Annotated in this window: 17 protein-coding genes; 15 read left to right on the top strand and 2 right to left on the bottom strand. The window is 69.3% G+C overall.

Annotation, left to right across the window (positions count from 1 at the left end; translation table 11 throughout):
* Nucleotides 1-69: 69 nt before the first annotated feature.
* The 5 genes from ACF1AG_RS34140 to ACF1AG_RS34120 all read left to right on the top strand — a co-directional run bounded on the left by ACF1AG_RS34140 (nt 70) and on the right by ACF1AG_RS34120 (nt 6,097).
* A complete protein-coding gene (locus tag ACF1AG_RS34140; protein ID WP_391810992.1) occupies nt 70-2,199 on the top strand; it encodes a hypothetical protein in 2,130 nt (709 codons plus the stop codon).
* 14 nt (nt 2,200-2,213) lie between these two features.
* A complete protein-coding gene (locus tag ACF1AG_RS34135; RefSeq protein WP_391810991.1) occupies nt 2,214-2,618 on the top strand; it encodes a hypothetical protein in 405 nt (134 codons plus the stop codon).
* A 171-nt stretch (nt 2,619-2,789) separates the two neighbouring features.
* Nucleotides 2,790-5,237: a DNA translocase FtsK gene (locus ACF1AG_RS34130; RefSeq protein ID WP_391810990.1), complete on the top strand. Its 2,448-nt coding sequence runs from the start codon at nt 2,790-2,792 to the stop codon at nt 5,235-5,237.
* 113 nt (nt 5,238-5,350) lie between these two features.
* A complete protein-coding gene (locus ACF1AG_RS34125; RefSeq protein WP_193456886.1) occupies nt 5,351-5,539 on the top strand; it encodes a hypothetical protein in 189 nt (62 codons plus the stop codon).
* A 12-nt stretch (nt 5,540-5,551) separates the two neighbouring features.
* Nucleotides 5,552-6,097, top strand: a complete 546-nt coding sequence (locus ACF1AG_RS34120) for a hypothetical protein (protein WP_391810989.1) — start codon at nt 5,552-5,554, stop codon at nt 6,095-6,097.
* A gap of 16 nt (nt 6,098-6,113) precedes the next feature.
* Here ACF1AG_RS34120 and ACF1AG_RS34115 read toward each other — a convergent pair whose 3' ends face one another.
* On the bottom strand, nt 6,114-6,329 hold the full coding sequence (locus tag ACF1AG_RS34115) for a hypothetical protein (protein WP_391810988.1): 216 nt from the start codon (nt 6,327-6,329) through the stop codon (nt 6,114-6,116).
* Nucleotides 6,330-6,516: 187 nt separating this feature from the next.
* Between ACF1AG_RS34115 and ACF1AG_RS34110 the strand changes: the two genes are divergently transcribed.
* The 5 genes from ACF1AG_RS34110 to ACF1AG_RS34090 all read left to right on the top strand — a co-directional run bounded on the left by ACF1AG_RS34110 (nt 6,517) and on the right by ACF1AG_RS34090 (nt 10,686).
* Entirely contained in the window at nt 6,517-6,960 is a 444-nt protein-coding gene (locus tag ACF1AG_RS34110; RefSeq protein ID WP_391810987.1) for an RRQRL motif-containing zinc-binding protein, read from the top strand.
* A gap of 22 nt (nt 6,961-6,982) precedes the next feature.
* On the top strand, nt 6,983-7,444 hold the full coding sequence (locus ACF1AG_RS34105) for a Pycsar system effector family protein (protein WP_391810986.1): 462 nt from the start codon (nt 6,983-6,985) through the stop codon (nt 7,442-7,444).
* 408 nt (nt 7,445-7,852) lie between these two features.
* Complete coding sequence (locus ACF1AG_RS34100) at nt 7,853-9,106, top strand: ParA family protein (RefSeq protein WP_391810985.1); 1,254 nt, start codon at nt 7,853-7,855, stop codon at nt 9,104-9,106.
* Nucleotides 9,103-10,092, top strand: a complete 990-nt coding sequence (locus ACF1AG_RS34095) for a ParB/RepB/Spo0J family partition protein (RefSeq protein ID WP_391810984.1) — start codon at nt 9,103-9,105, stop codon at nt 10,090-10,092. Before ACF1AG_RS34100 ends, ACF1AG_RS34095 begins: the two co-directional genes overlap by 4 nt.
* 237 nt (nt 10,093-10,329) lie before the next feature.
* A complete protein-coding gene (locus tag ACF1AG_RS34090) occupies nt 10,330-10,686 on the top strand; it encodes a hypothetical protein (RefSeq protein WP_391810983.1) in 357 nt (118 codons plus the stop codon).
* On the opposite strand, the gene ACF1AG_RS34085 is transcribed toward ACF1AG_RS34090, so the two are convergent.
* Nucleotides 10,683-11,021 (bottom strand): DUF6233 domain-containing protein, encoded by a 339-nt coding sequence (locus ACF1AG_RS34085; RefSeq protein ID WP_391810982.1) that lies wholly within the window; start codon nt 11,019-11,021, stop codon nt 10,683-10,685. The genes ACF1AG_RS34090 and ACF1AG_RS34085 overlap by 4 nt on opposite strands.
* Nucleotides 11,022-11,213: 192 nt before the next feature.
* Here ACF1AG_RS34085 and ACF1AG_RS34080 point away from each other — a divergent pair, with 192 nt between their 5' ends.
* The 5 genes from ACF1AG_RS34080 to ACF1AG_RS34060 all read left to right on the top strand — a co-directional run bounded on the left by ACF1AG_RS34080 (nt 11,214) and on the right by ACF1AG_RS34060 (nt 16,777).
* A complete protein-coding gene (locus ACF1AG_RS34080; RefSeq protein WP_391810981.1) occupies nt 11,214-11,642 on the top strand; it encodes a DUF6300 family protein in 429 nt (142 codons plus the stop codon).
* Between the two features lie 801 nt (nt 11,643-12,443).
* Entirely contained in the window at nt 12,444-13,634 is a 1,191-nt protein-coding gene (locus tag ACF1AG_RS34075) for a hypothetical protein (RefSeq protein ID WP_391810980.1), read from the top strand.
* A 27-nt stretch (nt 13,635-13,661) separates the two neighbouring features.
* Entirely contained in the window at nt 13,662-14,516 is an 855-nt protein-coding gene (locus tag ACF1AG_RS34070; RefSeq protein WP_391810979.1) for a hypothetical protein, read from the top strand.
* A gap of 882 nt (nt 14,517-15,398) precedes the next feature.
* Nucleotides 15,399-15,995 (top strand): hypothetical protein, encoded by a 597-nt coding sequence (locus ACF1AG_RS34065; RefSeq protein ID WP_155553659.1) that lies wholly within the window; start codon nt 15,399-15,401, stop codon nt 15,993-15,995.
* Nucleotides 15,996-15,997: 2 nt separating this feature from the next.
* Nucleotides 15,998-16,777, top strand: coding sequence for a Crp/Fnr family transcriptional regulator (locus ACF1AG_RS34060; RefSeq protein WP_114876332.1), 780 nt, complete (start codon nt 15,998-16,000; stop codon nt 16,775-16,777).
* Nucleotides 16,778-16,917: the final 140 nt, after the last annotated feature.

Here is a 16,917-nt window from a genome sequence, read left to right as displayed (position 1 = left end):
CCACGCGTACGCGTACGCGTGCGAGGCGGCCCCCTTCTCTCACCGGCAGTCACCAGGAGAGGAGGGCGCGTGGCCGACGACGACAGCCCGGACAACGTGCTCCAGATGCCCCGGATCGGCTCCCCACCACCCCCGCCCGTCCCTGCGCCGCCGGCCCTCGACGGAGACCAGGACCACCCTGCCGCCGACGACGGCGCTGTTCGAATCAGCGCCTTCGACGCGCCCGCCGTGCCGCACGCACCACCCCCGCCGGACGCCGTGCCGGCGGCTTTGCGCAGCGACGGACTGAGCGAGCCGCAGGCCCCCGGCGACGCCGGACCGCCGCGCACCGGGGCGCTGTCGCTGGCCGCCATCCTGGCCATCGCGCTGGCCGCGTTCGAGGGACTGCAGACCTGGATCCAGGAGTCCGGGCCGCGCCGGGCGGAGGCAGCCGCGCACCAGCGCGAGCTGGAACTGCTGGCCGCGAAGGCGACTGCGGACGCCACGCGGCACCACGCGGAAGCCGACCGCGAACACGCCCGCGGCCGCCGTGTCCCCTCCAGTCACGACTACGGCCGCAGCGCCCTCGGACGCGGTCCTGGCGGCGCGGGACGGGGCGCAGGTGGCATCGGCCCGGGCAGGGCTGGAACGGGCCGCCCAGGGCCGCACAGCGGCTCCACGCAGCACCGCTCCGGGGCAGGCCCCGGCGGCCGGCCGTCTACCGGCACCGGCCGGAGCGATGGCCACGGCGCGGGGCCAGACTCCCGCCGAAACGGCCCCGGCCCCCGCCGAAATGGTCCCGGGGCTCGCCGAAACGGCCCGGGCTCGGATCGAAACGGCTCTCTGCGGGACCGAAACGGCGGCTGGGGAATCCGAAGCGACGGCGGCTCTCGCCGAAAGGACGGCTCCGGGAGCTCCGGCGGTGCCAGCATCCGGGGTTCGGCCGGTTCGGGCAGCGGTCGCGGGAGTGCGGGCACGGACGGGAGCGGACGTCGCTCCGCCCGCCGGGCCGTCGCGGAATGGTGGAGCAAGGGCAAGAAGAAGCCTGACAGCACCGGTCCGGGTGCGAAGGACTCCGGCGGCAAGGGCAGTAAGGGCGGATCTGGCGGCGCGGCGGACACGAAAGCCGCGCTCCGCAAGGCCGTCAAGCACAGCAAGCCGGGGCCGACGTTCTGGGAGAAGGCCGGCGACCGGCTCGAAGACCGGTGGCGCAAGCGCCGTTCCAGCACCGACGCCCCCACCACCGGCGCGGGTGGCAAGCGCGACGGCGCCAAGGGCCGCAGCACCAGCGCCGGCAACGACGGCTGGACACCGCCTGGTGACCGTGGCCGCTTCCGCGAAGCCGTTTTCGACGCCGTGAACGACCGGTGGAAGAAGCGGCGCGAACGCTGGTCGGCCGACGGCGGACCGCGTTCCAAGCCGAACCCGTCTCGGGGGCGCGGGAAGTCGGACCGCACCGCCGGTCCGGGACCGTCGTCCGGCCCGGGCACCACCGGCCCGGACGACGGTCCCGGTGCCCACTCCGGGTACGGGCAGGCGCGGTCCTCACCGTTCGACGCCGACACCGAGCCGCGCGTCACGATCACCGTTGAGCAGGTGGACCCGCCCGGCGCCCACGCCAAGCGGTGGGAACCGACCGCGATCGGCCCTGCCCCCAAGGCGCTGCCCGCTCAGAGCCAGCCCGCCCTGCCCCGCGCTCCGCAGCGACCGGCCGGGCCACGTCCCGGCACCACCCGCAGAAAGGACCCCATCCCCATGCCTGCACGCCCCGCGAGGACTGCCGCCGCGCCGGCTCCGGTCACCGCCTCGGTTCCTGCGCCGGGAGGCATGGCCGCCCAGCACGCCACCGACATCACCCTGGACGACGCACTCAAGGCCCTGACCCTGCTGACCACGGCCGGGATGGAGACCTACGACGACTGCGCCCAGCTCGCCCGCCAGGCACGCCGCCTGCTGAACGAACTGGAGACGATGGCCGCCGACCTGGCCACCACACACAACGTGAGCGGCAAGCGAACCACCCGCGCGCTGTCCGTGCTGATGGAGAGCGTCGGCGAACTCATCCTGTACGCCGAGCGGATGGCCCGTGCCGCGCTGGCCGCCGCTGAAACCGCCGAGGCGGAGGAGACGGCGATGGCCCGGGACTACCGGCCGACCCAGGACGCGACCGTCGACGCCGGCCTTGCCGCGCCCAGCGCGCGCATCCACAACGAAAACTGACCAGAGGAGCTCCTGTGGGAGAGATCGCCCCCGCCGTCAGCGCGGACGCAGACGCCAACGGCTACACCGCCGTCCACACGAAACTGACCGCGCTGCAGCGTGCCGCCGAACAGCTCATGGAACACGCCGAACGCGTCGCCCTGCGCATGCGCGCCAACGCCCGCGCCGCTGTCACCGTGGCCGACCTGAGCGCCGCCGCCCAGGTTGATGCCCGGCACGTGGCCCTCATCAGCGAGGTGGCCACCTCGTTCGGTCGGGTGGTCGGCGGCGCCCGCCGCCTGAGCAGCGCCGCCGACTCGATGCATCAGGCCGCTGGCCACCTCAAGAGCGAGCACCAGGCCGAGTACGGCGGCGTCCATGCCGCCGTCACCGCTTCCAAGGCACGCCAGGCCAAGCCTGGCTTCTACCGGTCGCAGTAACCACCGAGCACACCACCCCTGTGGGGCCGCACCCGACCACCGGGCGCGGCCCCACCGCTTTCCACCCACTGGCCCCGCCGGACGCCGCACCACCCTGCGCGGTGTGGCGTCCAGTACGGCCAGCGGACCCCAAGCCACCGCATCACCACAGCATGAGAGGACCCGTCACTGATGAGCACGCTGCCCACCCGCGCCAAGGCAGAGATGGCCGCCTACGGGGCATCCGCCGCCGCCCTCACCTACGTCCCCTCCATGGACCTGCTGCCCGCCCACGCCACCGCCGCCGCGATCAGCGGAGGCTGCGTGTGGTGGCTCTACCGCAAGGTCAAGACCCGCGACTTCCGCCGTACGATCCGCACCGCCCAGCGCGTGCTGGGACCGGTCACCGGCGGCGCCGTCTACGCGGCCGCCGCGATCGTGCCCGGCCACTCCTGGTGGGAACCGGTCACAGCACTGGCATGGGGCGGCCTCATGTCCGCCGCCCTGCCCATCACCCGCTCCACCTGGACCCCGCCCGACACCACCGCTGCCGCCTACCCGCCCGGCTTCCGCGGCCTGGTCATGCAGATGTGGGACACCGCCGAAGTCGCCCCCGGCACCCGGCTGGAGAACATCGAGCAGACCATCGACGCCGCACACCCCGACTTCACCGCCCACGTCGTCGCCCCAGCCGGCAAGCCCGTGCCACGCATCGACCTCGTCGACGTCGCCGCCTGCTTCGGCTACCCCGTCGGCTGCGTCACCCTGGACGAGATCCCCGGCACCGGCCCGGGCCGCCTGCGCCTCACCGTCGCCCCCACCACCCGCCGTGGCGGCGGCAGCATCGAGGAGATGTGGGCGGCCAAGGTGGCCCGCCCCGGCGGCGCCATCCCCGGCAGCGAAATCGTCCGCGTCGAGCAGCTGCCCGCACGCGGCGACCTCCCCGCCCGCGGCATGATCCTCGCCCAGGTCGACGCAGGCGAGGTCGCCCGCATCAACCACGGCCAGCTCTGCTCCGCGTTCGGCGTGGAGCCCGAAGAACTGCGCCTGGTCGCCGAATCCCGGGGCCGCGAGGCGCTCGTGACGCTGTATGAGTCCGCGCCGCTCAAGGCCTCCCGCCGGGCCACGCGGGAGCTGCTGACGCTGGACGCGTACGGCCGCTACACCATCGGCACCGCCCACGACGGCAGTGACGCCAAAGTACACATGCAGTCCGCGGCCGGCACCCTGCACGGCTTCCTCGTCGGCGTCACCGGATCCGGCAAGACCGTCACCCTGGCCCTGATGTGCGCGGCGTGGGCGCTGGCCGGCCTGGCGAACTGGGTGACCTCAGCCCGCCCCGACGCGCAGATGAGCGCGGTCGGACGGCACATCGACCGCCAGAGCGCCGGCCCGGTCTTCACCTGGTGGATGCTCAAGGCCGCCATCGCCCTGATGGACATCCGCGGCGACATCAACGCCGAGGTCGGCCACGACTTCTCCGCCCACTCCCCCTACCCGGGCCTGGTCCTGGTCCTCGACGAATTCAACTCCCTCGTCGGCGACGAGAGCCTGGGTGACGACATCGCCCACATGACCGACGTCCTCGCCCGCGAGGGCCGCAAGTTCGGCATCGGCATCGTCTTCGCCGGCCAGTCCCTCAACCTGTCAAAGCTCGGCGGCGAAGCCTCCCTGCGCGACCAGGTCCAGGGCGGCATCGGCGTCGTACTGCGCATCGCCAGCTCCTCCGGCGGCATCGCCGCCCGCCAGGCCACCGGCGGACTCGCCGGTGACGTCGACCTGGCCGACATCCCCGACCGGTTCAACGCCTCCAGCTCCCTGCTGGACCGCATGCACGGCGTCCTCGACGACGTGCCCGGCGAGCCCACCCACGGCGTCGGACACACCGTCACCGGATCCGGCGCGACCATGATGCGCAGCCTGTACGTCCACCTGCCCAAGGACGGCAGCCCCGACGGCCTCAGCGACATCTTCCCCGCCGACGGTTCCATCAACTGCCTCACCGACCGGGAGATCGACGCACTGACCGAGCTCGGTCTGTGGCACGACTGGACCATGCCGCCGCCCACCGGAAAGGACGACGGCGAGGGCGCCGTACTGCCGCCGCAGCCCAGCGGGATCGGCTCATTTGCCCCGCCCGCGGCCCCGCCGAAGCCCCGGACGGTCAAGGACAAGGTCCTCGCTGCGGTCGATCGACAGATGACCGCCAAGGAGATCCGCGCCCAGGTGGACGCTGCAGCCGGGAGTGTCCGCAACGCCCTGTCCGACCTGGTCACCGAAGGCCGCCTGCATCAGGTCGACCACGGCATCTATGCGCCCGTCGACCAGGACGCCGCGACTGCTGTCGAAAACGGGCAGGCAGCTCAGCCAGCCTCCACACCGGATGGGGTGGACGGCACCCTCGTGGTGGAGGCCGCCAGTCTCGTCATCAGCAGTCAGTTCGGGTCGCAGTCGATGGTGCAGCGCAAGCTGCGGGTCGGCTTCGCCCTCGCCGGGCGCCTCCTGGACGCCCTGGAGGAGCGCGGCATCGTCGGCCCCGCCGACGGCAGCAAGGCCCGCGACGTCCTGGTCACCCCGGACGTTCAGGACGACGTTCTGCGCGAGCTGCGCGCCGACTTCGTCCTCGCTGCCGACGACTGACCCTTCCCCCTCCCTCGCCGCCGCCCCCGGCACACCGCCTGGGGCGACGGCGTCCCGCCTGGCATCCGTCCGGGCTACACCACCTCACCCCGCCCCATGGAAGGAATCCCCCTGTGATCGTCTCCGTGTCCGCCGCGTTGCTCCTGGCCGTCGTCGTCATCGTGCTGCTGCGCCAGCGCGCCGTCGGTATCGGCTCCGCCCTCGCGTGCACCGCCTTCGGGTTCTTCCTCGCCTCCACGGGCATTGCCCCCGCCATCGAGGCGTTCCTGGCCGGCCTTGCCCGTCTCGCCACGCTGGTCTGACGGGAGACTCCGATGGTCGCCTCACTCCACACCGTGCCCGCCCGGACCGACCAGCAGACGCGCCCGGCGCCCGCGCCTGGCGCCCTGAGCCTGGACGCACGGCTGGCCGCTGCAGAGGCGGCCATGACCGTCCGTCTGGACGAGGCCGCTGTCGCACACGAGGTGCGCACCGCCCACATCAGCACCGAGCCTGTCGACCTCGCTGACGTCATCACGGTGCCGCTCACGCCGACGCTCCAGCCGCAGCAGCTCCCCGCCACACCGGTCGCCGCTCTCCTCCAGCGCGCCCGAGCCCGGATGGAGGCTGACGGATGGTGCGCCGGTGTGCTGACCGACGAGAGCGGCGCGGTTTGCCTGCTCGGCGCGATCCGTAAGGAGGCCGGCGGTGATCGCGGCCTGGAGGCCGACGCCGCTTCCGTCGTACTGGACGCCATCCGCCGCCGCTTCGGCGACCACGTCGACTCGGTGCCGGCTTTCAACGACGCCCACGGCTCCGGCCGCATTCCGGCACGCATGCTGGGCGAAGCTGCCTCGATGGCCGACGCGCAGGGCCGGTAACCGGCCCGGACCGCCGTCAGTCCAGCTCGATGACGAGCTGCCCATAGTCGTCCACCCACGCCGGATAGACGTACCCGCCGACGATGGCGCGGTTCACGAACACCTCGACGTCCGCGTCGGTGTCAATGACCAGCACCCCGTCATCGTCCGTGAACGCCCGCCACGTCACACCGTCCGTGTCGATCACCGCGTCGAAATCGACCACCGGCGGATCACTGCGAAACCAGCCCATCACTCCCCCTGCCGCCCTGTCTGCGCGCGCACTCCAGCCTGACGCACCCGCCCTACCCACACCAGCCATGGAGGTAAGCCATGCTCACCCCCCGCCCCCGCCGCCGGATCGGCCGGCCCCGCCCGCAGCGCCCCGGCCCCCGCTACCCGCAGTGCCCCCGCCGTCTCGCCCCTGTCTGGGGGCCGCGGTGACGACCCGCACCCGACACCGACGCACCACGACGGAGCCACGCGCCCCGCAGGGCTTACCTGAGTACGACTGGGGCACCGCCCCTGCCGACCAGCTGGCCACGCGCCGCCAGCTGCGCGCTGCGGGACTGCGCCCCGGCGGACAAGACCCCGCCGCGATCCTGCGCTGCAAAGCCTGCGCGACGCGCCCTCACCGCGCGTGCACCCGCGCCGCCTACCTCTACCGCGTCGACCTCGCCCTGCCCATAAGGCCGATGACGCTCGCCAAAGAGGCCGCACTCGACAAGGCCATGGCCGCCAGGAGCACCTGCCCGAAGTGCCGGCGCCGCTACCACTACGTCCTACCGCTGCGCACCCTCGGCTCGTGCCTGGAGTGCCACGACGGAACCCCCGCCGACCCCGCCACCTACACCACCCCGCCCGCACACACTCTGGCCGCCTGACTACGAAAGGACACCCGACAGCATGACCACGCCGACCCTCTTAACGACCAGGGACAAAAACCTGGATGCCGCCTGCGCCTCGGTCGTCAACGAGATCGTCCGCACCGACGGCAAAGCCTCACTGCTGCTGGCCTTCACCGGCGCGGTCCTCGCCGGACTGACGACCTTCACCGACCACGACCTCTCCACGGCCACCAAAGCACTCGGCGCCCTCGCCGTGGCCGCCCTTGGCACCGCAGCCGTCCTGCTGCTCCTGGTCGTCAGGCCCCGCCTCGGCGGCCACGACCGCGCATCCTTCCCCTACTGGGCACGTCTGAACGAAACCGAGATCCACACCTGCATGGACGGCGACACCCGCGCCGTCCGCGTCCGCGTCCTGTCCACCATCGCCCTCGCCAAGTTCACGAGACTGCGCCGCGCTGTCGACTGCACCCTCACCGCCCTCGCGCTCCTCGCTGCGGCTGCCGTCACCGCCGTGCTCTGACGGCTTGGGACGACCACGGAAACATCTCCGGACCGATCGCAGCAGCACAGTCAGTAAGGGCGCACCCCACGTGCCAGCAAGCCCTGCGCCAATCCGCCTGCGCTCTCATGCAGGCGAAGCCGTACACAAGACCTGCACCGAAGCGTGGATAGCTGCCAAACCGGCCGAGTCACGACTCGGCCGGTTCACCTCAGACCCGCGCGTCAAACGACGCGACAACGACCATGCCTGACCAGCGCAGCCCATGTGCCCGCATCCCGCACCCTGCGGGATGCGGGCACTTTTTTGGGTTTTTCAGGCGATATGACCAGTTTTGGCATGTGAGTGACCGTCACCTGAGGGGTGATAACTCAGTTATCACCCCCCAGGCTCACCACTCCAACCAGCGCGAGTTAGTAAGCTCACCGCATGGTTACTCCAAGCCCCTCCGGAGACCGGGAAAAGGTTGTCTCCAAACTGCCTGCGTGGCTGCGCCGCGACCTGAAGGTGCGCGCTGCGCAGCTCGGTGTGGACATCCAGGACGCCGTCTCGCAGGGCATCGCGATGTGGCAGAACACATCCAGTGAAGTCGCCCCCGTGGACACGGCCGGCGGCGTCGCGTGGTCGACCTGGCTGCCGACAGGGCAGTGGGCGGAGCTGAAGGAGACGTGCGCGAGCCGTGGAATGCCGCTCGTGCAAGGACTCGCCCAAGCAATCGCCCTGTGGTTGCACACCCACTCCGCTCCCGCCCCAACGAGATACACCCGCCGGATCGTGGTGTGCAACCAGAAGGGCGGCGTGGGAAAGACCAGCATCGCGGCGGGACTGGCCGGGGCCTGCGCGGAAGACCCGGCGTCGCAAGTCCCCGTCGCGGCAGAGGCAGTGGCCCTCCAGTCCGCTGACGACGACAGCCTATCCAGCGAGGCCACGGACCTGCTCACCTCCGACGAGGTGCACGCCGGACTGGGGCTGCGCGTCCTGCTCGTCGACTACGACCCGCAGGGCCACCTCACGCAGCAGCTCGGTCTGGAACTCATCGGCATTGATGAACCCAGCCTCGCCAAGTACATGGCGGGCACCGTCCGGACCGGATCGATCCAGGACGTGATCGTCACCGTGGAGGACAGCCGATTCGGCGGGCGTCTCGACATCCTGCCCGCCTGCAACGACGCCTTCCTCCTGGACGTCATGATCGCCATGGACCGCAACCGCCAAGCCACGCTCGAACGCGTACTGGAGCCGCTGGAAGCGGACTACGACGTCATCATCGTGGACGGCCCGCCCAGCCTCGGAGTGGGCATGGACGCAGGCATCTACTACGCCCGACGCCGTGAGAACGAGGCCCCCGGCAACTCCGGCGTTCTCATCCCCGTACAGCCCGAGGACAGCTCAGGCGACGCATTCAAACTGCTGCGCCACCAAATCGAATCAGGTCAGGTCGACTGGCGCATTGAGGTCGACGACCTCGGCCTGGTCGTGAACCTCTACGACCCACGCGACGGATACGTCGTTACGTCCTCCCTGGAAGCATGGCGGCAACTCAAAGAACCCCGGATGATTGGCGTCGTCCGCAGGCTCAAGGAGCAGCGCGAAGCCGTCAGGAACCGCCAGAACATCATCTCCTACGCCCCCTCCTCGGAACAGGCAAAGGTCATCCGCCGCATCGTCAGGGAGATCGTGTGACTGCCCGACGAGCAGCAGACCGCGTAGGCGCCCCCTCGTTCGGCGTCCAAAGCAACCGAGGACGGGCCATCGCCGCCGTCACCGGAGTCGCCCCGATTACCGGAGCAACCGAGATTCCCCCCTCAGAGATCAGCTTCAACCCGGACAATCCGCGTGACGATCTGGGGGACGTCAGCGATCTGGCACAGAGCTTCAACGAGGTCGGGCAGATCGTTGCCCTCACCATCGCGACCGTGGACGCCTACCTGGCCAACCGGCCCGACCGGCAGGGTGATCTCGAAGAGGGCGCCAAGTTCGTCGTCATCGACGGCAACAGGCGCCTGAAAGCCGCTCTTGAGGCAGGGCTGCCGACCGTCAAGGTCATGCTGGCGGACCAGTTCGCCACCACCGACGAGAGCCTGCTCGAAGCGGCATTCATCGCCAACGCCAAGCGGCAAGGGCTCAGCGAACTGGAAGAAGCCCAGGCGCTTGACAAGCTGGTCAAGTTCTACGGCTCTCAGCACAAGGCAGCCAAGCGCCTGGGCATGAGCCAGCCTCTCATCAGTCAGAAGCTCTCCCTGCTGAGCCTCACGCCAGAACTCCAGGCCGACCTGGAGGCAGGGCGACGAAACGTCTCCCACCTGCGAAACCTGGCCAAGCACAGTCCAGAGAAGCAGCGAGAGGAAGCGGACCGGCGCGCCAGTCTCGATGCTGAGAAGAAGAGCCGGCGCGCGGCCAAGCGCCGCCCTCCAGCGGCGCCTGAGGGTGATAACTCAGTTATCACCCCCCTCGCCACGGCGGCACCTGCCGATCCAGCCCGAACGCCGCAGAAACGCGAGCCGCAGGCTGATAACTCAGTTATCACCCCCGAGGCCGGGCTGCTTCCCTGGGCAGATCCATCGGCACTGAACAAGATCCTGCGAAGGAACATGGCAGAGGAAGACCGGCTCACCCTGGCGAAGTACCTGACCCAGGTCGAAGCAGACGGAACGTTCGACGCAGGCTGACGCCACCTGACACGAGAGCGCCCGCCCCTCCGATGGTGCTGGGCGCTCTCGAGCACGGGCCGGAGCAGCGCCCACTCGGGCGCTGCTCCGCGGCGAGCGTCTATCACGCCGCTCACGGAGACCTGGGATGAGCCAACGCCTACGTGGACGAGCAGCCGCACCTCGGGTGGGTGATCATCAAGCAGAAGCCGTGACCCTTCCCCGGACGGGAGTAGTTGGCCGTGCGTGACACGACTAATGATCGCCGCTACCGCGGTAGCCACGTTCGCCGCTACCGCTTTGCTCGCCCCGGCAGCTGATGCCACCCCCGCTCCCGGCGCGGCGGCCACCACGCCCGCCAAGGCGTGCGCCACCAAGTGGAAGGTCACCGGGAAGAAGGTGGCGGTCCGGATGCCGGAAGGCAACGCACCAGTTGCAGCGCCCGACTCCCCGGTCGTGCGCTACCTCCACCGCGGCGACGTGGTGCGCTCGTGCGTGGAGGCGATCGCCCGCACGCAGAGCGGCCCGGCGTACCACAAGTGCGGCCGCGGGGGACACGTCTGGCGCATCGTTCGTGGCGGCCAGGTACCAGCCACATGCTTGAAGCGCGTCTAGTCGAGCATGCGCAGCGCGCTGTCCGGCCGGCACTGCGGACAGGGGGCAACTCCCTCCGCGAGTGCTCGTCGCGCGGCGTCCTGCGTGATGCCCCTGCTGCGTTTGGCGGCATTCCAGCACTCACCGGTGTGTACGTAGACGGGTGGGCTGTGCCCGTTCAGGCCGCGCTCCAGTAGCCAGTCAGGTGGAGCCGGCCTCGCCTCGGCGCCCCGCTGCTGCTCGGCCTGGCGCCGTTCCTCCTCAGTGATCCATCCGCGGGTGCGTTCCAGGTCGCGCAGCTGCACACGCTCCAGGAAGCGGAGCAAGGCGAGCCGCGTCGGACCTGAATCGTTCACGCGTTCTATTCTAGGGCTTCCTGACTACACGGACCCCGGGGGCGGGCGCGCTGGATCCAGTCGAGGATCCGTGCAGGCTCATCGAAGGGATACCACCCTCCACTCCTTGCAGTGCAGCCCTCTTGACGCTGATCGGCAGGCGGGCGGATCGTGGCCGTTCGCGTCACGCTCCACCCTGAAAGGGGGACTTGGATGTCGTTCACCTGGCGATACGTCGTGCGCCCCGACGGTTCCTTCTGCCGCATCGGGAACTTGGACGGCAGCCTCGACAACGTTCCCGACGAGGAACTCGCCAGGCTCCATCCCGTGCGGGACGAAGACGAACAGCCGGCCCGGCCTTGCTCCCGCTGCGGCACCCGGCTGCTGCTGCGCTGGCACGGCCCGCTGATGACCGGCGTCTGGATGGAGCTCTGCCCGGCCTGCGACGCCCGCCGCCCCGCCGCCCGCGCGTTCATCCAGTGGTACCGAGACCCCGACCGCGACCCGAAGGCGCTGCCGAAGCTCTTCGAGGACTGGGAGACCGAGACCATGCACGCCCACGGCTGGACACACGCCACGCAATCCGAAGCACCACCCAGCCCACCGGCCCACCTACGCCTTGTCCCACGCGTACACGACTGACGCCAGGCGCGTCTACACAACACGAGGGCCACGACCGACCCCAGCACCGTTCAGCGCGTCCTCCAGCAAGGCGCGCCGGGGCGCAGCGAGGGCGACATAACGCAGCACAGCCCCTTTTCAGGGTGGGTGGGGAGGGGCGCGGGACCGCGCGCCGCCTGCCGCGCGGCAGGGGCACTGGGCGCCCGCTGCGCTCCCGACCTGCGCACCGCGACCGGCACCACCCAGGTCGGCCCCCGCTGGCTCAACCTCCACCTCGGCGAGCAACCTGACCTCCCGATCCCTGCGCAGCGACCGCCTCCTGGAGGAGGTCCACGCCGCCGGCGGCGACGCCAAACGCCTCGCCATCCTCTTCGGATTGAGCGTCACCGTCGCCAACCGCTACACCGCCACCTCCACCACCCCCACCTGCGCGAGCAGCCACCCTGAGTCCTGATGCCCCGCGAGCGGTGCTCCTCGCTGCCCGTCGGGGAGGGGCGGCCGGGCAGGGTCATCGCTCTCGGCGCTCGCCCCGGGTGCGGAGCGGCACGCGAGGATGGGAGTGGCCGTGGGGCCATCGGGAAGTGGCGGAGGCTGCGGCCTGGCGAGGGCCTGGTCGCGGCGGAGCATGCAGGGCAGGGCGGAGGCGCCGACTGGCCGCGACACAGGCGAGCCCTGGTTTCCGAAGTCTGCCAGTTTCCAGTGACAGGAAACCTGGAAGAAAGAAAAAACTTGCCGTCTTCGACGAGTTTCCGACGCATGGAAAGTCTCTATTCTTGGAAACTTTTCTGGTGGGATGTCTGTTTCCCGTGACATGATGGGGACGTGGATGACCTGACGACGCATGACCAAGCGGACAAGGTCCTGGCTGAGGGAACGACAAACCTCCGGGCCATGCTGGGCGAGGACTGGGAGGTCTCCATCCAGCCGGAGGCCGCCTCACCTCAAGGTGGAGATACAGGCTGGGACGCGGTCATCCGGCTCGCCTCGCGCCACGACAGCATCTTCACCGAGCTGCTGGTGGAAGCCCGCACGAAACTCACGCCCAAAGACGTCGCAGGTCACATCTCGTCCAAGGCGCAGCTGGTCCGCAGGATCAACCGCCATACACGTCTGATGGTCTTCGCTCCCTGGATCAGCCCCAAAACCCAGGAAGAGCTGCAACGTCGTGAGATCGACTACCTGGACCTGACGGGGAACGTGTCCCTGCGCGTCACCCGGCCCGCCATCATCATCCGCACGCTGGGAGCCGACCGAGCCCCGGCAGGCCACCGCGCTCCCAGCAGCAAGCCGATGCTGACAGGCCCCGCAGCCGGCCGTCTCGTCCGCCTCCTCGCCGATGTCAGACCGCCTTACCGAGCCACCGACCTGGCCAAGAGCGCCCAACTGAGCGTCCCGTACGTCTCCAAGCTCCTCGACGCTCTCGAAGACCAGCTCCTCATCGGGCGCGACAACAAGGTCATCGCACACGTCGACTGGCAGGCTCTCCTGCGAACCCGTGCCGGTGCCCTGGACCTGGCTCATCACTCGAACCCTGTCGGCATGCTCGCCCCAATGGGAATCCAGCCGGTCATCGAACAGCTGGTCCAAGCGGACGGCTTTGCCGCGGGCAGCGAGATCCTGGTCACCGGTTCGTACGCAGCCCGCCCCGTCGCTCCGATCGCAGTCGGCGGACAGCTCATGATCTACGCGACTCGCCACGACGACGCATCCATGACCCGCCTGGCCCAGGAACTCGGCCTTATGCCTGTACCCGAGGCCGCCGACGTCCTCATCCTCGCCCCCTGGGACCTGAGCGTGCTCCACCGTCCTGCCCGACTCGACCGCTATTGGCAGGTCGGCCTGAGCCAGCTTGTCCTGGACTGCCTCTCCGGTCCCGGCCGCATGCCGGCCGAGGGCGAGAAAGTGCTCGAGTTCATGGCCGCGAACGAGGACATCTGGCGCCTAGACGACCTCGGGCAGGCAGGCCGTCACAGAACCATCGATCCCGGCACGAGGCCTCAGAAGCTGTTCTAAGATCGCGCCCACGATTGAGGGGGCGACATGTCGCAGGCACCAGCAGGCGTTGATGAAAGTGAGCTCAACCAAGCAGCACGCGAGGCGCTCCTGGACGCCCTGATCGCGCTGAAAGACCACCGCGAAGCCACGACCGTCGTCGGTGCCCAGGCCGTCTACCTCCGCACCCAGCAAGCCACCATCCGCAGCGCCGCTTACACCGCCGACGGCGACATCAGCATCGACCCACAGCACCTCGGCGAACAGCCGCTCATCGAGCAAGCCATGCATACAGCCGGCTTCACCCTCCGGGACCAGCAGTCCGGCCTGTGGGAGCGCCCTCAACAGGTCGGCTCACTCATCGTGCCGGTAGAAGTCGACCTGCTCATCCCCCACCAGCTCGCCCCCCGCCCTAACACCAGGCGCCGTACCGAACTGCCCCCGCACGATCCTTGGGCAACCAAGAAGGTCGCTGGCCTGGAGCTCGCGTCTGCAGACCGCTCCCTCATGACCATCCAGAGCCTTACTCCCGGCACCACGCGTTCCGTCGATGCCTACGTCGCCGGCCCCGCAGCCCTGCTGGTGGCCAAGGCCATCAAGCTCGACGAACGCATTCAGGACTTTGACAGACGCCCGGACCGACTCAACAACAAGGACGCCGGCGACGTCTACCGCATCATGACCACCGTGCCCGCCAAGGTGGTCGCCGAGACCTTCGCCAACCTGCGCGACGACCCCCGCGTCGGCGACACCACACGCAGAGGCCTGGAATTGCTGCGCACCCTCTTCGGCGCTGCAGCCACCCCCGGCACCAACCTGGCAATCCAGGCACTCGCCGGTGACGTACCAGCAGAACGCATCCGGCTACTCGCTCCCGCGTTCGTTGCCGAACTCCGCCCGTGAGCCCAGGTGCATACCGAGCACTCGACCAGACAACAGCCTCACTCGCCAAGCTAAACTACCCGACTGCCAAGCAGTTCTACGTGCTTGCGAGGGCCAACTCGGGCACCCTCACGGCTCGCCTGCGCGTGCCGGTACGTGAGTCTCCTGCACGCGCGCGACGACGGAGGCGAAGCCCGCGTACCCGAGCCGAGCAGATGCAGCTCCCTCTTCTCATCGGCACCCCCGACGTGGCAGAGCCTGTGCTTCTGATGCAAGGGTTCGACTTGCCACCCACTCAATGAGCCGGCCGCAAGTGCGCTTGAGCGCCCACCGCTTCGCGTGTCGGGGTGGCGGCATGTTCGACGAGGTGTCGGCTGGGCGTGGACCTCGAGTTGATCTGGAACCCCTACGAGGAGGGAAAGTGGGACTCGCGGCCCGGACTTCCGCGTTCCCTTCACACGGCGGCAGGCCATTGGAAGGTCTGACGTTCAGGCCGCAGCGGGACTGTTTCCCGCTCTGTCATGGGCTACTTCCGAGTACAGGTGCGTACGGCCGGCGTCACGTTTATTCGAACTGCGGTCCTCGGATTGAGGTGGAGGACCGCAAAAAACGGTTTCTTAATCCCTTTGAGTAGGGATACCGACTGGGTCGCCGGACAGGATCCCTTGCAGGAGGGACTTTCACGATGGTGCATAGTGTTTCCTGGTCACCGCTGAACACACGGCTTTTGGGAGCCCTCGCTCAGCGTCGGCCGGTGGCCCATCGGGGGTGGCTCCCCCGACTGGCCCCGGCCCACCTCTTCAGCGACCCTGCTGACGATGCAGCATAGAAGGCCTCGCCCCACCTCCGGGCGAGGCCTTCTTGGTTCTTCGGCGCGCCCGGGGACGGCACTGTGGAGGCACCTTGTGCCCCAAGAATGCGGTACCAGGCATTCCGTTCGTGGTCTGTCAGGAGCTATGCACCGCATTATTGCTGACGCAGCTTCAGGTGGTGTTTCAGAAGATTCCCTTCGCGTGGGACGAATTGTGGCGGGGTCATCCCGATGGCGTAACATTCACGGCTACCGGTGACGGACTGTTAGCCGCAGTTCTGGATGTCGCTGGTCAGAGCGAGGTTCCCAAAAAACCCGCGCGGTCGAGCTTCGAACATCAGGTCGGAGCTCGACCGCACCTATCTGCACTTATGAAAGGGAGAAGTGTGTTCAGCGACCTCTTTGTCGCGGTGATCATGATCTTTGGGATCGTGCTGGCCGCAGCTTGCTACGTCGTGCGGCGCCTGGAGACGAGGCCTGCACGGATCGCCTCCGTCCTCACGGCACTGGCTGTCCTCATCGGAGCGCTGGTGCCCGTCGTCCATGTCCTGACGGAGTCGGCGGCCACACCGCCCGTCGATGTCGTCGCCCCGGCAGCACCGGTGACGGCCACACCCCCTCCGGTGCCGCCGGCCTCCGGGCCGGAGACGGCCGGCCCTGCGACCCCGCCTCGTGCTGCGGGGAGGTGACCGTGTCCGTCTACACCATCCGCAAGGCGTCCCAAGAAGCCACCGCCATTGCTGAGTTCTTCTCCCTGCACGGTCTGCCGACCGACTCCGTGGACGCCCTCGCCGACGTCTCCCGTCTGCGCCGGCGGGAGCGCAACCGCCCCCTCACCCTCGGGCTGTCCAGGGCGGCCTACTTCCTCATCGACGGGCGTGTGTCCGAACTCGTGCAGCACGGCAAGACCCGCCTGTGGCGCGAGGTGATGCTCTTCGAGGCGGTCAGCAACACCGTCTTCTTCCCCGGCACCTACAGCGAAAGGGCGCAGCCGTCCTACATGGGCTTCACCACCGGAATGTGCCTGTCTCGCTGCACCTTCGTCGAGGTCCCTAACACCAAGCTGGCCTCACTGGCGATGAACGACCCCGCGATCGCTCTGATGCTCGCTCGCATGGCGACGAAGCGGCACAACTTGACGGAACAGCTCTACACCGCGAGCCGGGCAACGCCGGTTGCCAGGGTCGCGGCCATCCTCAACTACCTGGCCGAAACCACACGAAGGAACGCGATAAAGCCCGGCCCGAACGGCACCATGGTGATGACGAGGATCGAAGAACTGGTCGCCACGGGACCAAGCCAGGCCGACATCGCCGATGCCCTCTGCCTCGGGCGAGCGACCGTGGAGAAGGCGATCTCCGAACTCCGGCAGGTCAAGGCGCTGAAAGCCTTCCGCCCCGGAGAGCGGGCCAATCGCTGCTACCCCATCGAAGACCAGCACCGCCTGCGGCAGATCTCCATGGGAGCCTGACGAGCGCAACCTGCACGCTGCTTGACGGAGGCGGCGGGGCGGGGGCCCCGGGGGGGCCCCGCCCCCCCCCGGTGAACCCGAAATCGATTTACGGCCCGGGGCGCAGATCCCCCAAGAAACCCAGCACCCCGCCCCGGCCG

The organism is Streptomyces sp. NPDC014764 (assembly GCF_043082785.1).
GTDB lineage: Bacteria > Actinomycetota > Actinomycetes > Streptomycetales > Streptomycetaceae > Streptomyces > Streptomyces althioticus.
This window is presented reverse-complemented; position numbering and strand designations above follow the sequence as displayed.

What these genes read in the sequence shown, in the direction of transcription:
- ACF1AG_RS34130 (WP_391810990.1), top strand. Translation starts at nt 2,790, where the DNA reads ATGAGCACGCTGCCCACCCGCGCCAAGGCAGAGATGGCCGCCTACGGG.
- ACF1AG_RS34120 (WP_391810989.1), top strand. Translation starts at nt 5,552, where the DNA reads ATGGTCGCCTCACTCCACACCGTGCCCGCCCGGACCGACCAGCAGACG.
- ACF1AG_RS34115 (WP_391810988.1), bottom strand. Translation starts at nt 6,329, where the DNA reads ATGGGCTGGTTTCGCAGTGATCCGCCGGTGGTCGATTTCGACGCGGTG.
- ACF1AG_RS34105 (WP_391810986.1), top strand. Translation starts at nt 6,983, where the DNA reads ATGACCACGCCGACCCTCTTAACGACCAGGGACAAAAACCTGGATGCC.
- ACF1AG_RS34100 (WP_391810985.1), top strand. Translation starts at nt 7,853, where the DNA reads ATGGTTACTCCAAGCCCCTCCGGAGACCGGGAAAAGGTTGTCTCCAAA.
- ACF1AG_RS34090 (WP_391810983.1), top strand. Translation starts at nt 10,330, where the DNA reads ATGATCGCCGCTACCGCGGTAGCCACGTTCGCCGCTACCGCTTTGCTC.
- ACF1AG_RS34080 (WP_391810981.1), top strand. Translation starts at nt 11,214, where the DNA reads ATGTCGTTCACCTGGCGATACGTCGTGCGCCCCGACGGTTCCTTCTGC.
- ACF1AG_RS34070 (WP_391810979.1), top strand. Translation starts at nt 13,662, where the DNA reads ATGTCGCAGGCACCAGCAGGCGTTGATGAAAGTGAGCTCAACCAAGCA.